We start from the raw sequence: 15,696 nt of genomic DNA on the forward strand, positions 1-15,696 counted from the left end.
AACGTGATTGTATATGGTTTGTTGCGTGGTTTAAGCACCTAATTTAGCAAATAAAAACCGAATAGAAAATCCGCGAGGATTTTCGTAAGTAGGCTATAACTAGCAATAAATTATATACGGTGTTGTAGTGCGTTTTTTAATATTCGGTTACTGAACTCCAATTCTCTCCTTTTTTTATCCTATGAATTTGTGTGTCGGATACTCCAAAACGTTTTGCAATCATATTTATTCGAGTTCTTTTATTCTTTAATTGGCGTTTTATAATTTTTACTTTACCCTCGTTTAATTTACCAATGTTTTTACTTCTTTTTTCAACGATTTCTTCCCAATTCGGATTGTTAAATTGATGAAGTTCTTTTTCTCTTTTGGTTGCCCATTTTAAGTTTTCCACTCGATTGTCGGTTTTGTCGTAATTCAGGTGGATGACATAAATTCCGTCGTTCCGCTCAAGAAAATGTTCAGCCACAAGTTTGTGGACGTATCTGCTGGTCGATTTTCCGTTCCGTTTTTGTTTTAGCGGAAGATTTTGATATCCGTTGATGTATGATTTTTTAACTTCAAATTCGGTTTCGTTTTTACAGTTTAAAATTCGTCCGTAATTTGAGATTTTGAACTGTTCATTTTCCGCAATTCCATCGTCAAATTTGACCCTTTTCCATTCCTCTTTCCAATAGTTTCTTATCATCCTAAATGTTTTTCTCAAATGCACTACAACGTTTAGTATAAAAGAAGTAGGGCTGTAAATAAGCAATTACCTTTCGGATTATCCACAAGCCAAATCTTTTGCATTTTGTTTTATATTTTTCTTCTAAAAGCCAAATCAAAAGATTTGGCGACCTCGCAAATAAACCTGAATCATTTAGTTTAGCACCTAATTGCCCTATTTTTTTTATACAGTGTTAGCAAATGTATTTTTATAATCGATATGCGATTTCGGTTATAATCATTCGTTTCGTAAAGTAATTACCAAAATCCAAATCAGCAATTAACATTTTATAAGCTACCATTCTAGGGTCTAACGTTCCAACATCTTGAGTAATTTTTAGATATTCTTTCACGAAAACATTTTTATCCGAGACAGAATACAGAGCTTTACGATACTTACCAAAGTAGTTAATATCATAATTATTTTTAAGCGCTTTAACTAAAGAGTCTTCATTTCTGACCTTTGGAATTGAAGATTCTAAAGTGCCGATTTGGAACTCATTCTTTGAATCCAAATACTTTATTCTCACTTTGTATTTGGTTCTAGATTTATAATTGCTTTGTATTATCCAAATAGAATCGGGTATGCCATAAATAACTTCCTTTAGTTCACTTTTATTAAACCTTTCTATATTGTTTTCAGGTGGCCTTTCCCAATCTCCAGAAATATTCGATTCAATGTCAGATAAATATTCTTTATAGGCTTGTTTAACGGAAGAATTGGGATATTTTTTATTTAAAAAACTTATCTCAAACTCAGACACCATTGAATTGAGGGTTTCACTATTTTTTTGACCTAAAATTTCTTCAAACTCGACTATTTGTTTACGATTTGAACAACCGTAAACTACCAATAAAATCAAAAATATTTTTAAAGTTTTCATTGGTATGTCTTATATGTCTTGTCCTGAAATATGGCTACAGGTTAAAATTGAATTAAGCTGATAATTTATATACCATATTAGGTGTTTTATAATCTAAAGATAAATGTAATCTTACTTCATTGTATAAATTAATTGCATTTTTTGCAGCTCTCTTTGCGTGACTCACGTTATCAAAGGTTTGATCTAAATAAAATTCATCTTTTAAAATTCCATTTACACGTTCTGCCATTGCGTTTTCGTAACAATGATTTTCTTCGGTCATACTAATATCTATCTTTTTTCTTTTGAGTATTTGTGTGTATACATTGCTACAATATTGTATTCCTCTGTCTGAATGGTGTATAAGCTGTTTAATGTTCTTGGCTTGATATATGGCCTTATTAAGCGCTCTTACACATCCTTTTAATTCCAAGCTATCACTAATATCATAGCCAACTATTTTCCTGGAGTGCATGTCTGTTATTAAAGCCAGATAACAAAAGCCTTTTAGGGTTCTAATATAAGTTATGTCACTAACCCAAACTTGGTTAGCTCTATTGATTTTTACGTCTTTTATGATGTTGTTATATTTATAAAAACGATGATAAGAGTTCGTAGTTCTAGCACTGGTTTTCTTTCTAAGTGTCAGCATTTGATGTTTTCTAAGCACATTGAAAAGAGTGTCTCTACCGATTTTAATATTGGCTTTAGTAAAATCTACATCTAAAGATTTAATAAGTTTACGAACACCTTCTCTAGGAAGGGATTTGCGTCTTTTTCTAACGATGTTTAGAATCTGTTGTTCTAGTCTTAAACGGTTATCAGCTCTAGCTTTGAATTTATAATATGCATTACGTTTAAGCCCAAAACAATGGGTTATAGTCGTTAAAGAAGCAAATCCCTTAGATTTCTCTTTAGCTTTTATTAAGGCTTTATACTTAACTTTTTTTTTAGTTCAGCAATAGATTTAAAACCAAGATCTTCAGCAGCTACTTCTAGATAAGATTCTTCTACCATAGCATCGAGATCCTTTTTAAGTAGCAGTTTCTTAAGCTGTTCAATCTCTTTTTGAAGTGCTTTAATTCTTGATATTTCGTCTTTTGTTTCCACTTTTACTCTGGTGTTCATTAAGTCTTTACGATTGTACTTTTTAATCCACACATTCACTGTTGTAGGTGCAATAGAGTAGAGCTTACAAAGTTCGCTCTTTGTGTGTTTTCCGATGGTAAGCTCGGCTAAAATTTTTAATTTAAAAGGTTCACTGTAACGTCTAATTACTTTGTCATTTCTATACATAATGTTTAAAATTATGTAGCCTTATTTCAGGACGGGTCAATATGTTTGCTAACGGTATTGTATATGGCTCGTAGCGTGCAAATTAGCAATAAATTTTCGGTTAAGCACAAGCCGAATTTTTTAATTTTCTTATTATCTTTTTTCTCAATAAGCCAAATTAAAAAATTTGGCGGACTAGCAAATATGCCTTAACTTCATTTAAGTAAATGACTAGCTATGAGCTATATACGTTGTTACCCAACGTTTTTTATTCAGTTACAGAACTCCAATTTTCGCCTGTTTTTATTCTGTGTATTTGCATATCAGAAACTCCAAAACGTTTAGCAATCATTTTCAGCCTGTTATTTTTATTTTTTAATTGGCGTTTGATAATTTTTACTTTTCCTGCATTCAGTTTACCAATATTTTTGCTCCTTTTTTTAACGATTTCGTTCCAATGTGGATGGCTGAATTGATGTAATTCCTTTTCTCTTTTCGTAGCCCATTTTAGATTTTCTATTCGATTGTCGGTTTTGTCATAGTTCAGATGAATAACACAGATTCCGTCATTTTTTTCTAGAAAATGTTCCGCAACAAGTTTGTGTACGTATCTGCTGGTCTGTTTTCCGTTCCTTTTTTGTTTTACTGGTAAATTCTGATATCCGTTTATAAAGTATTTTTTAACCAAAAATTCCTCGTCAGTTTTACAATTTATAATTCTACCGTAATTTGATATTTTAAATTTTTCATTTTCAGAAATCTTGTCATCAAATACAATCTTTTTCCATTCTTCATTCCAATAATTTCGTATCATTCTCGATGTTTGTCTTAAATGTTGGGTAACGTGTTTGTATATGGTTTGTTGCGTGGTTAAGCAACTAAGTTAGTAAATAATTACGGACAAAGAAAATCCGCGAGGATTTTCGTAAGTAGGCTAGAACCAAGCAATAAATTATATACAGTGTTGTAAACTGTGCTTTTATTTTTTCGCCATTAATTTCGTGTAAAATTTTTCTTTTTTCGCATTATTTGGTGCTTTTTCATATAAATCAAAAAGTCCGAATAAATAAAATCTTTCGTTCATTGTCATTCCTCCAATTCCGTTAATTGCAGAGTCTCTAAATTCCGACCATATTCCGTAAACTTTTTCAAAATCCGCTTTTTTGTCAATCCACGCATTTCCAAGATACCGTTCAACATTTTCTTTTAATTCAAGAGCATTTTGTTCGTTAGTTTTCCATTTTTGGATAAATTCCGCTAATTCTTGAACATTTTTTTCAGATGATATTTTTCTGATATTTTTTGTCAATTCATCAATATTCATTTCCGCAAGAGTGGTTTTTCAGCATTGTTTACAATTGTGCTTATAAATCAGATACTTTTCTTTTTAACCAATTCATAAAATCCTCTCTATTATATTCTTTCCATTCATTTGTCAGAAGATATTCAGTTTCTCGGTTTTCAATCGGTTTTGCATAATATCTCGGATTTCCATTTATCAATCCGTTTTCTTTCAGAGATATTTTTTTGTCCACTTTTTTTAGAATAGGGAAGATTACGTTAAAAGTAAATTTAGAGTAATCTTTTTTCAGTAAATTTTGAATTTCATTTTCAGAAATTAAATCCTTTTCCAAAATTATAGATATTGTATTCTTAACTAATTTTCCAATTTTCAATTTGTCAAGTTCTTTTTTTTCGCTCTCTGATATTTCCATAATTCCGATTTTCTATCTATGATTTTTCAAATGCGTACTGCTTTTCGGCATTGTTTACAACGTCTCTGTATATGGCTCGTAGCGTGCAAATTAGAGGTATTTGTTCGGATTAAGCACAAGCCAGATTTTTAAATTTTACTATTTATCTTTTTTATTGGAAATCGTCAAATTTAAAAATTTGGCGACTTTCCAAATATGCCTCAACTTTGATTAAGTAACTAATTAGCTATGAGCTATATACTTTGTTGTGCGTAGGCTTTTATTCCAAGTTTGTTTCTATTAACTTTATTTTTTTACTATTCCAATTTAGAATAACACGATAATTACTAAAAAAAGCTGAACCAAATCTTTTACCCAAATATTGCTCTGAATATACTTTTTCGTTTTTTAGAGTAGTGTTTCCGAATTCAATATCATTAATTGTCCCTTTGTAAGATTCCCTTTTTACATCCTGACCTCCATAAATTCCAACAGTAGCGTAAGTTTTAAATTTTTTGAAATCTAAAATTTGACCATTTTCTATTTGCTTTTCAAATTCGGTAAATGGCATTACTATTCCTCCGTTATATCCAAAATCTACAGTAAAATTCCAAACTTTTTTTCCGTTCATTTTACAAGCAATAGAAGGTACTCCTGCAACACCAATAAATAACTTGTTTTCAATAATTTCTTTGGGTAAGTTTAATTTTGACTCATTATCAGTTATTGTAATTTGTTTTTTACCAAAATCAATATCCCAAATAGCGTGTTGCATTAAATTTGCTCCGATAAACCCATCAATATTTAAAGAAGACCACATCGGTATAGAATTAAAGTCATTTATTAAGGCCACTGTATCAACAAAATCTAAAGTTCCAATTTTGACTTTTTCTATTTTTGTATATTTATTTGCTTGTTTTTGATTAAAAACATCAGACGCTTTTACCGAATCAATAATTTTCAAATTTAATTTTTCTGCAAGTTTTTTTGATACAAGACTCGGTGTTCCTGTGTCTAAAATAAAATTATAATCCTTATTTTTTATGTTTGCTTGTACAATTATATAGCCATTTCTTATTTCGAAAGGTAAAGTAACTTTATAGTTTTCTTCAGCTGTTTCTCCTTCTTTAAGATATTTTGCGGCCTTATTGACTGAACAGCTACTAATTAAGATAATTGTTATTAAATAAATAAATACCCTTGTTAACTTCATATTTTTCAATTTTTAGATTCAGTTTTTTAGCTTACGCACAACGTGTTTGTATATGGTTTGTTGCGTGTTTTAAGCACCTAATTTAGCAAATACAAACCGAATAGAAAATCCGCGAGGATTTTCGTAAGTAGGCTAGAACTAGCAATAAATTATATACGGTGTTGCCCACAGTTATTTTTTCAGTTCAATTATTTCTTTTAGAGATTCATATTCTGGATATTCCAAAATATCAATTTCATTCATACTTCCTAATAATATTGAATCTCTACATTTTTTCATTCTTGAAAGCATTGGTTGTAAAATACTATTATAACGATTTACAAATTCAGTTAAATCAGATTTGTTCACTGGTAATTTATATCCACCACTATTTGAACTAACAATAATTACATTATTATCTCTTAAATTCCCAATAATGTTTTTTCTAAAAAGTCTTACAGAATATTCCAATCCAATTTCATTTTTAAGTTTGTCCATTAATTCGTGTGTTTGTATAAAATAATGAGGACTAACTTTTTGAATAAGCATTAAATACTTTAGTAGATAGATTTGAGCAGTTATATCAGTTTCAACTTTTTTTTCATTCTTAGCAATATAATCTTTTACTAAATTAAGAGAAAGTTCAGCTATTTTTGGGTCAAAATTTTCGGTTTCTTTATCAGTTCTTAGGTAATTACCAACGTTATTTGGCCAAAATCTTACATTAAGTTTATCTTTTAATAATTTAAGATAATCAGATGAATGTTCTTGAAAATGTTTTGTATCAAAGCATTTAGCTAAACTTCCAACAATAAAATCACTTAATTGGACTAAATTATTTTCTTTACTATCACTAAATTCGAATAGTTTAGTTTCATTGAACAAGTCATATTGAGTAACTTCATTTTCAATATATTTCTGAAAGCTTTTTTGATATTCAGCAGTTCCAATTTGGTCAGCTATAAACGTAATTTTACTATTTATCCTATTTAAATCAGTTACTAATAGTTTATTAAAATATTTGTAAAAAGATTGTTTAATACTCAAACCTTCTGAATCAATTTCTTTTTTGTCAACTACTATGACATAAATTGTAAAGTCAATTTCATTTAAATCATTAAGAATCGTTAATCTTCTTGCGTGATGAGCTCTTTTAACTTTTGAAGATTTTATTTCACTATTTTGAAAATGAGTTTTTCGAACTTGGTCAATTATTTTTTGTCCAGAAACAAGATTTTCTTCTTTAATTAAAGTTGCACAAATTAAGAAATGAGATGAAACTCCATCTTTATGAACTTGTATTGAATTAGTTCCAAACTCATCAATATGTGCTAAAATCTTTGTCAAATAGTTCGTTTTTTTAATTGTGGGCAACGTTAAGTATAAGAAACGTAGGGCAGGTGATAAGCATTTTCGTTTCGGTTTATTACTTAGCTAAATATAAATATTTTGCTTTTATTTTTTCTCTTAAATGCTAAATTTTATATTTAGCGGACTTTGTTAATATTCACTGACCTTTTGGTTTAGCACAAACGCCCTATGTTTTTTATACACTGTTAGCACAAGTACTTATTCCGAATGTTTAATCAGTCTATTCATCTACTTCATAAACCGATTTAATTAATTCCATCACTTCCGTTTCTATATCGTCATCGTCCTCAAATTCTCTCTCAAAGAAATAAAAGAAGACTTTATTGTATTTAGGGATTTCAAGATGTATGAACTGTCCAGATTTATGAAAATAATTAAATGTTTTGACTTTAGTTGTTCCAACTATTAGGGAATTGGCTCTTTTACTTTTGTCCTTTGTCGAAATCCTTTTTAACGATAATCTGGCTTTGGATTGAATAGTTCGAATTGAGAAGTCTCGCATTTCCGCTATTGAGAAATCAGCTAAAAAGGGAATATATCCAGCCTCTTTGTGAGCTCTAAATTTCGTTGTAATGTCCATTAGCTGAAATTTAAAATCAATAGTCTCAAGCCATCTTATTATGTTTTCCCAGTTTTCAGAACTATAATATTTGGTTTTTAGGTCAACTTCTGAAATTGTTCTTTGAATGTAAAGTTCAAGCGTGTTTAGAATATCCGTATTGCAAGTCGAACACATAGGTAATGTCGTTCCGATATACTTCTGCGGTAATTGATTAACATCAGTTGTAAAAGTCCGTTTTGGGTCATTTTCAAACACCCATTTCGGCAATACGTGTTCTTTCGTTATGTTAGATTCCGAGCCACATAAAAGACAGGAAACAGTTCTTTTTTTATCAAAAGCTCCAGTTAGATAGTCATCAAATAATTTTTTCATTACATACTTACCTTTCTTTCGAGCGATTAATCGTAATTGCAATAATGTTTCATCGAAAGACATAGATTAAGTGGTGTTCGGGAATTTTTTTCGTATTTGTGCTAACGTTTTGGCTATAATTTCGGCGTGGAAAGGACGTGAGTACTTTCCACCGTAACAAAGCCTGTTAGAATAAATATAGTTAAATTTTTATAATTCAGCCACGCTGAATTATAGCCGATGTTAGGGCAAGTTTTTATTCCCGCTTATATCGTCTTCTGTTTTCAAAATTCCGTCTTTACCTTTTGAAATTAAGACGTAAGAAAGTCCGTTTTCGAGTTGTTTATAATAATATTCATTTTTCCAATGGTCAAAAGTGATGTTTTTTCTCAAAGGATTGTTTCTTATTATATTTTTTAATTCAGTCGGGTAAGTTCCAATTTCTTTTTTTTCTTTTTCCAAAATCAGTTCAATTTCCGCTATTTTTTCGGCAGTTTTCGTTGCTCCATAATCAGCAAAGAATAAATATCCAATTACTAATCTTGCAACAATTATGAAAATCAGAAAAATTCCTGCTAATTTCCATATTGGATTAATCATTAATTTTTTGGGAAGGTTATTTTCTTTTTCAAATTTCCGACGCGCTTTTTTCTTTTTCCAAAATTTGAGGTCTTCAATTATACAAAGAATGTTTCCAATTAATTCTGCGAATAATTCAGCCATTTCGATTTTTTTTCAAATTTGCCCTAACGTTTTGGCTATAATTTCGGCGTGGATAATTTCGTAGGAATTGTCCGCAGAGAAATTAAGCTATTAAATATATGAAATTTTAAAATAGGGCAGAAGCCACGCTGAATTATAGCCGTTGTTACCGCCCGTTGTATTTTTAATTAATCCGCTTGAGTAAGAATCCGTGTGGTGATGCAGAATGGCGCAACAGTAAGCTGTCTTTTCCAGAATGAGAGTAAAATTCACTTCAAAATCCGCGTGAGTATTGAGTCGGCTGAAAAATGCGTATAAACGAGATTTAAAAAATATTTTGGCAGATATGTTTTCCGTTTCATTTTTAATTAATCCAAGCGAGTGAGCATCGTCTGGCGATGGTCAAAATATCGCAACAGTAAGCTGTCTTTTTCAGAATGGGAGTAAAGTCCATTTCAAAATCCGCGCGAGTATAAAGTTGGTTAAACACGTGAATAAATTCTGTGGTAAATATTTTTCCGTTTTGATTTTTCCAATGGGCGGTAACGTTTTGGCTATAATTTCGGCGTGGAAAGGACGCGAGTACTTTCCACCGTAATAAAGCCTGTTGGAATAAATATAGTTAAATTTTAATAATTCAGCCACGCTGAATTATAGCCGTTGTTGCCAACTGGCTTTATTTTAATATTTCAGTCAGATATACAATTCCGAATATCCAACCAACATAGAGTAGAGTGTAAGACAGCGAGTAAACTGCCGAAATTCCAATATCTCCTTTTGTGTCTTTTGATTTGCTAAAAACAAATTTCAATGCTCTAAAGAAAATCCAATAAAACATTGATAAAATTATAAAAAGTGAGAACCAAAATACTGCCTCCAGTACTATTAACAATACAACAAACAAGATTGACATCGCAATCCATAATAGTATTGATAAAATCAGTCCTCCAATTCCATCTCCAACATCAATTGAAGGCATATCGATATGTGGCGAAGCACCACTGGCCAAATCGCCAGTTTGGAAATTCCGAAATTTTGGAAAATTGTTAATTAGTCCAATTCCAATATAAAGTCCATAAGTCATAAAAAGGAATAATACTGTGGCTATAATTCCGAGTGACAAATAGAGATTAGAAGTCAAACTCCGATTGTAATTTATTCCAGTCACATAAACAGTCAGAATTGTAATTCCGATTACAAGTAATGAAACTATAAAAACTGATTTTCCTTTCAGATAAGTTTGTTTGGCTTTCAATTCAGAGCGTTTTTTAGCTTGTTGGCAACGTCTAGGCTATGGCAAGTAGGGCGGTCGGCACGAACCGGCCTTTCCGCCTAGCGATAGCCAAAGCTTTTGCATTTTGTAATTATCTTTCTTTTCTGAATTGCCAAATCAAAAGATTTGGCGGTGTTCGAAAACACGCCCAAGCCAATGGATTCAGCACTTTATGCCCTATTTGCTATAGCCAATGTTGGCAACAGTTTTTATCCGTAATCTCTTTCAAATTCGCCAAAATCAGTATAGTTTTTATGGGATTTTCCATTGACCTTAGCCAATTTTGTCCCGTCAATTCTCGACTGAATACATTTCTTTTTCAGCCATAAATTTCTCTCAAATTGTTGGTTGCAACTGCTGTTATTTCAATCATTTATAATTAGTTTCTCGCTATTATTTGTCAATATTGGAAGCCTCTCCTTTAATTTTGAATATTCTTTTGCAGTCGGATTAATTAAGATTTCTATTTCTCCATTTTTAAGCTTTAATTCAAAATGATTTTTTGATAAAACTATTTCATAATCAGTTAATTTACCGGCAAAATTTTCATCCTGAGTTTCATAGTAAATATAATCATTGTCAAAATCATCTTCTGAATATGAGCGTTGCAACAGTAAATATCTGCCAAATGATTCTATTATTTCGTCAACAGACATCTTTTCAGATTCTGCTCCTAAATCTTTTTTTTCAGAAAATGTTACTTGACAGCCAAATTCATTATCGTTAATCCTTATTTCAATACAATTTAGTTTCATAAATTAATCCCAATTTTTCTCCGTCATAGTAAACCGCTATAGTTGGATTACCAAATGTTTTTATTCCGTCAAAGTTGAAAGTCCGTCGCTGCTGTTACGTTTGAGTAAAGTCCATCTGCATAAACTTGCTCAAAAGTCCGTTTGCGATTATTGGCAACGGTTTTTCTCTTTTTGAATATTCTTAGACTTCTAAAAATTCAAAACTTTTGTCCATTTTAAAATATACAATATTAAGGCCGTGCCTGCTGTGCTAAAAAATAGTGAACTTTGCCAGAAATAAAATTTGTTTCCTCCAATCCCAATCTTCCACATTCTTTCACCAACTTCTTTTTTGACATAATCATAAAGACTTTTATAAAAAAGAAAATTTAATATTAAAAAAGATACTATCGCTATTGTTATTATCCAAATTTTTTCCATTCATCGAATTATTAAAGTTTGTCTTTTAAATTGTTGCCAACGGTTTGTGTATGATTTGTGCGGCGAAAATCTGTTAGGATTTTCAACTGTAACAAATCAGATGTTAAGATAGATTATTTTTGAATAAAGTACAAAAGCAAGCATTAATTATACACGTTGTTGCCACACGTTTTTTTACTCAATTTGTTCTAAAATATAATCCTCTTTCTGCTTGTCAAATGTTGTGACATAAATTTTATTTCCTACTTTCTTTTTTAGAATGAACGGAATATAAATATCAGTAAATAATATATCAAATCCGTTATAATTTACTCTTTCCCACTTTAAATCCGAATCTCCCATTGTCCAACCACTACTTGTATAAACAGATTCATTTACAAAATGAATAGTGTCAGTCCATTTTTTGAAATTCCGTATATATTTATTCCCAGTCAGTTTAAAATCAGCTGAATTGTTTTTTAGTGAATCATCTAATTTTTTATATACAAGTTTTGAGTTGCCATAACTTAAACTACTTAAAACAAAACTATCTTTCTCTATTGGTTCGATTATATCAGATAGGTATGGTTCTTTATCATTAATAACGAATTTATTTCCTTTAAGTTTGAATTTGAATGAACTTATGTCTTCGTGAAAAAAGTCATATTTATATTTTTGGATTTTCAATGTTCCATCGTTAAATTCCCATATTTGATTAAATGGTTTTCCTGACAGGTCATAACTTATGCTGTCATTATCATCATATTCATAAGCAGAAATCCAAGTTCCGTTCAGCTTTTTTTCATTTTGGCAAGAAGTCAAAGTAATAGCAATTAGCAATATGTGTAGAATTTTTCTCAAATGTGTGGCAACGGTCTTGTATATGGTTTGTTGCGTGTTTTAAGCACCTAATTTAGCAAATACAAACCGAATAGAAAATCCTCGAGGATTTTCGTAAGTAAGCAGGAACTAGCAATAAATTATATACGGTGTTGTACACTGGCTTTTTTTAATTTCCACCTTTAATTTTTGTTTGTATTTCTGTTTTAATGAGTTCAATTAATTCTAAACATTTGTCTTTTCTTTCACGATTGAACTCAATCATTTCGTCAATTTGAACCTCGTTAATGTTGTTAATTCTGTTTTCAATAAGTCGTTGTTTTCCAAAATCATACTCTTTAAAGTTTTTTATAATTTCTCGTAATTCAGAGTAATGATTTAACTCAATTAATATTGAAGAAGTTTCTATTTGTCTATCTGTCTTTTTTAGAGATTCCTTGAACTTTTGTAAATTGGGCTTATTAGCCAAACTCCATAGGTCGAGACAGGAAAACTTTAATTCTTGTAGGTTTTTCCATAAGTCCAAATAAAGTTCAAACTGTCTGTCGTTATATTTTAAGGTAGTTGCTTTTAAAACTTCTAATTGATTTCTATAAGATTCGAGTTCTTTTTCAAATCCGAGTTTTATTTTTTCTTTGTATTTATCAGCTAAAGTATTTGCAAATAATTTAACTAAAAACCATATTATTACTCCTGAACCACCAATTGAAGCAATAATTCCTAAAACGATATTTACAATGTCTTTTAATTCCATAATTAATTAAGCCAATGTTCTTTCATTGCTTTTTGATAGCTATTAATTTGTTTGTAAATGCTTTTTCCTACCATTAACATATTGAATCCATAATCTACTTTTTCGTAAATCTCAAGTTGGTCAGCATCTCCAACCGAAATTTGCATTCTAAATGTATCTTCGGTTTCGTCTTTTGTTCTTGTATTTAGTTTTATGTGAGAATTAGAAAAATGTACAAAACCACAAGTATTTTTATAAAGCAATTTAAATCCGTTATCAATCTTGTCATATTTGTCAACTAAATATGAATCAGTCATTTTATTTCCATCTCTGTCTTTTAAATTCCTAATTTCCTTTCCATTAACAACATCTTTGTAGAAATTTAGCCAATCGTCCACAAGAGTTAATGCAAATAGTCTTAAGCACGAATCTACTTGTAATCTAATTAATGAAATGGCTGTGCTATAATTATTTACTTGAGTTAAAGTTAAAAAAGCACGATTTAATGAGATTGTTCTATTCGCAATTGACAATATATAATGACTTGATTTGAATAATTTACTTTGCTCTGTTTCTTGTGAAAAAATCAGTTTACAAGCATCCTTTATTTTGTTTTCGAGTTCCAAAAAAGATTTGTTGATTTCTTCTAAATCCTTTTCTGTAACTTCTTTATTTATTGGTTGTTTGTTCATTTTTTAGCTTGTGTACAACGTTTATGTGTATGAGTTGTGGCGTGTGATATCACGGAAAATTACAAACAGTCAACTGCCTGAGGAAAATCCGCAGGATTTTCCAAGTAGACACAGATCCAGCCATAACTTATACACGGTGTTGCCATTAGTTTTTTATTCTTATTAAATCCATTAATGTTCCTTTATAATTTTGCCCAAATTCATTTTCTATTTTCACATCTACCTTAACCTTTGTCAATTCATCAGTTAATTTGGTCTTAAAGAAAAACGTTCCATTTTTCTGAATTAAAGTATCAGGATTTACTTTTTTACCGTTTACAAGACTATCGAACTTTACAAAATAACTTTTCGTTGGATTATAACCTAAAACCATAATTTCCATTTCATATTCAGAGTCAGTTTTAAGAGTGTTTTTTGGATTATTAACGGTTTTTAAAAAGATACTGTCAAAAACATATTTGTTATTTATTTCCGCAATAATTTTTTTCAAACTATCATTTTCCGCGCGCAGATTTTCGATTTCTATTTTCTTATTTTCCGCTTGATTATTATTTGAACAACTTGAAATTATTAAAATTAGAAGTACAATTATTGTTGGTTTGGTCATTTTTTTCAAATTAATGGCAACGGTCTTGTATATGGCTCGTAGCGTGTAAATTAGCGATAACTTTTCGGTTTAAGCACAAGCCAGATTTTTAAATTTTACTATTTATCTTTTTTATTTAAAATCGTCAAATTTAAAAATTTGGCGACTTTGCAAATATGCCTTAACTTCGATTAATCAACTAATTAGCTATGAGCTATATACGTTGTTGTGGTGTCGTTTTTAATTTTTCTATCAGTTTGTCATTAAATTCAATTAGTTCAACAATTTCGGAATTCCAACTGTCTTCAATTATTTCTCCAAAACCTGTGTAAAAAACATCCCAATTGAGATTTAGACTTTTTCCAAGTTCAACTATAAATCCGCTCAAGTCATTTCCTTTCTTTTGTAATTCTTCCATAAACCAATTCCCAAAACCGTTAGCAGATTCTAATTCACTTGAAAATGATAAATAATATTTTGGAATTTCATTTTCGTAAATAATAGTTTCATTATACTCTATTTCCAAAAAAGGAAAAAATCTTTCATTTCCTCTTTCCTCAACTAAATAAGATTCCGTTTCAAGAGTTATTTTATTCATCTTCTATCTCAAATAATTTTCTAACTTCTGGATTAATTTTCTGCCATCTGATTTTGTCTTTTTCAGTCCAAATTTCAGTTTTGTTAAATACACTCCCAGTTTTCCAAATCAGACCAGATTCAATTGCTTTAATATATAAATCATAAATTTCGTCAACTGTAAGTTTTGAGAAAGCCCAATATTTCCATTTAACGATTTTAAAACTCCACCAAATCCAACCAATGCAAATTGCAATAAAAACAGTAATTGCAACAATATAATCAGCCCTTTCCAATTTCAGAATGTTTGAAGTAATCCAATTTGCTGTAAATCCACAAATAATAACAAACGAAACTAAAGGTCCGTAAACCGTAATCAATCCTTTGTTTATTAATTTACTTAAATTCAAATATTTAATATGTTTTTTGTTGGTTTGTCAAATGCACCACAACGTGTTTGTGTATGATTAGTGGCGTGTTTCAAGCACCTAAATTAGTAAATAAAAACGGAATAGAAAATCCGCGAGGATTTTCGTAAGTAGGCGAGAACCAGCCATTAATTATACACGGTGTTGGCATTTCGTTGTTTTTTCATTCCGACTTATTCTTATTCGACTAAATTCCTTTTTAATTTTTCGAGCGTTTGAGTAAATTCAGTCAGCGTTTTATTCCGCAAACTTTTTCAATTCCGATTGAGTGAGTAATTCCGCAACAGGCTAAATTCCGCAATCAATTCGGGTTTTGCTTTTCAGTTCAGTTTCCGATTCCACAAACGAGCTAAAAGTCAAACGTTCTGTTTTAAATCACTCTTTTTTATATTTCTTATGTTCAATATTTTTCTTTTCTAAAATTCCGTAAAATTTTCGTGGCGATATTTTCAGGTCTTTGGTTATTTCGCTCACTTTTTTCTTTCCTTTTTTATACAACTTTAAATTCTCGTTTACTTTTTTGTCAAAGTAGTGTTTTTCGAGTTTCGCAACAATTTGTAATTCAGTCAGATTTGAGTCATTCGCATATTTTTCAATTTCCGATTTAATGTCTTTTAAATTACTCATAAGTCTCATTTTTAACGGTTCTGCTCAATGAATGCCAACGTTTATGTATATGAGCTGTGGCGTGTTTAGGCA

General features: G+C 30.3%; 21 protein-coding genes. All 21 read right to left on the reverse strand.

Annotation, left to right across the window (positions count from 1 at the left end; all coding sequences use genetic code 11):
- Positions 1–136: 136 nt before the first annotated feature.
- Entirely contained in the window at positions 137–685 is a 549-nt protein-coding gene (locus G525_RS0117010; protein ID WP_027127218.1) for an HNH endonuclease, read from the reverse strand.
- A 229-nt stretch (positions 686–914) separates the two neighbouring features.
- Complete coding sequence (locus G525_RS0117015; protein ID WP_027127219.1) at positions 915–1,589, reverse strand: hypothetical protein; 675 nt, start codon at positions 1,587–1,589, stop codon at positions 915–917.
- 52 nt (positions 1,590–1,641) lie between these two features.
- The gene (locus tag G525_RS21330) at positions 1,642–2,493 is read right to left on the reverse strand and encodes an IS3 family transposase (RefSeq protein WP_027127220.1); all 852 of its coding nucleotides are present in this window, start codon (positions 2,491–2,493) and stop codon (positions 1,642–1,644) included.
- Positions 2,493–2,864 (reverse strand): transposase, encoded by a 372-nt coding sequence (locus G525_RS0117025; protein ID WP_027127221.1) that lies wholly within the window; start codon positions 2,862–2,864, stop codon positions 2,493–2,495. The genes G525_RS21330 and G525_RS0117025 overlap by 1 nt, the downstream gene beginning before the upstream one ends.
- A 247-nt stretch (positions 2,865–3,111) precedes the next feature.
- Positions 3,112–3,657 carry an HNH endonuclease gene (locus G525_RS0117030; protein WP_027127222.1) on the reverse strand — a complete coding sequence of 182 codons (546 nt, stop codon included), beginning with the start codon at positions 3,655–3,657 and terminating at the stop codon, positions 3,112–3,114.
- 165 nt (positions 3,658–3,822) lie between these two features.
- Positions 3,823–4,167, reverse strand: a complete 345-nt coding sequence (locus G525_RS0117035; RefSeq protein ID WP_027127223.1) for a hypothetical protein — start codon at positions 4,165–4,167, stop codon at positions 3,823–3,825.
- A 40-nt stretch (positions 4,168–4,207) separates the two neighbouring features.
- On the reverse strand, positions 4,208–4,558 hold the full coding sequence (locus G525_RS0117040) for a hypothetical protein (RefSeq protein WP_027127224.1): 351 nt from the start codon (positions 4,556–4,558) through the stop codon (positions 4,208–4,210).
- A 259-nt stretch (positions 4,559–4,817) separates the two neighbouring features.
- Positions 4,818–5,750, reverse strand: coding sequence for a retropepsin-like aspartic protease (locus G525_RS0117045; protein WP_027127225.1), 933 nt, complete (start codon positions 5,748–5,750; stop codon positions 4,818–4,820).
- A gap of 171 nt (positions 5,751–5,921) precedes the next feature.
- Entirely contained in the window at positions 5,922–7,076 is a 1,155-nt protein-coding gene (locus G525_RS0117050; protein WP_169514457.1) for a DUF3800 domain-containing protein, read from the reverse strand.
- 244 nt (positions 7,077–7,320) lie between these two features.
- A complete protein-coding gene (locus G525_RS21335; RefSeq protein ID WP_157491964.1) occupies positions 7,321–8,034 on the reverse strand; it encodes a hypothetical protein in 714 nt (237 codons plus the stop codon).
- Positions 8,035–8,256: 222 nt separating this feature from the next.
- Entirely contained in the window at positions 8,257–8,736 is a 480-nt protein-coding gene (locus G525_RS0117060; RefSeq protein WP_027127227.1) for a hypothetical protein, read from the reverse strand.
- A 655-nt stretch (positions 8,737–9,391) separates the two neighbouring features.
- Entirely contained in the window at positions 9,392–9,970 is a 579-nt protein-coding gene (locus G525_RS0117065; protein WP_027127228.1) for a hypothetical protein, read from the reverse strand.
- A gap of 383 nt (positions 9,971–10,353) precedes the next feature.
- On the reverse strand, positions 10,354–10,743 hold the full coding sequence (locus tag G525_RS0117070) for a hypothetical protein (RefSeq protein WP_027127229.1): 390 nt from the start codon (positions 10,741–10,743) through the stop codon (positions 10,354–10,356).
- 189 nt (positions 10,744–10,932) lie between these two features.
- Entirely contained in the window at positions 10,933–11,163 is a 231-nt protein-coding gene (locus G525_RS22430; protein WP_051209998.1) for a hypothetical protein, read from the reverse strand.
- Positions 11,164–11,337: 174 nt separating this feature from the next.
- On the reverse strand, positions 11,338–11,982 hold the full coding sequence (locus tag G525_RS0117080; RefSeq protein WP_027127231.1) for a hypothetical protein: 645 nt from the start codon (positions 11,980–11,982) through the stop codon (positions 11,338–11,340).
- A 169-nt stretch (positions 11,983–12,151) separates the two neighbouring features.
- The gene (locus G525_RS0117085) at positions 12,152–12,736 is read right to left on the reverse strand and encodes a hypothetical protein (protein ID WP_027127232.1); all 585 of its coding nucleotides are present in this window, start codon (positions 12,734–12,736) and stop codon (positions 12,152–12,154) included.
- A 2-nt stretch (positions 12,737–12,738) separates the two neighbouring features.
- Positions 12,739–13,407: a hypothetical protein gene (locus G525_RS21915; protein WP_051209999.1), complete on the reverse strand. Its 669-nt coding sequence runs from the start codon at positions 13,405–13,407 to the stop codon at positions 12,739–12,741.
- 145 nt (positions 13,408–13,552) lie between these two features.
- On the reverse strand, positions 13,553–14,014 hold the full coding sequence (locus tag G525_RS0117095; RefSeq protein WP_245577818.1) for a hypothetical protein: 462 nt from the start codon (positions 14,012–14,014) through the stop codon (positions 13,553–13,555).
- A 193-nt stretch (positions 14,015–14,207) separates the two neighbouring features.
- On the reverse strand, positions 14,208–14,591 hold the full coding sequence (locus tag G525_RS0117100; protein WP_027127234.1) for a hypothetical protein: 384 nt from the start codon (positions 14,589–14,591) through the stop codon (positions 14,208–14,210).
- Entirely contained in the window at positions 14,584–14,979 is a 396-nt protein-coding gene (locus tag G525_RS0117105) for a hypothetical protein (protein WP_027127235.1), read from the reverse strand. Before G525_RS0117105 ends, G525_RS0117100 begins: the two co-directional genes overlap by 8 nt.
- A 393-nt stretch (positions 14,980–15,372) precedes the next feature.
- Positions 15,373–15,624 (reverse strand): hypothetical protein, encoded by a 252-nt coding sequence (locus G525_RS0117110; protein WP_027127236.1) that lies wholly within the window; start codon positions 15,622–15,624, stop codon positions 15,373–15,375.
- Positions 15,625–15,696: the final 72 nt, after the last annotated feature.

Source organism: Gelidibacter mesophilus DSM 14095, from assembly GCF_000423005.1.
Taxonomy (GTDB): Bacteria; Bacteroidota; Bacteroidia; order Flavobacteriales; family Flavobacteriaceae; genus Gelidibacter; species Gelidibacter mesophilus.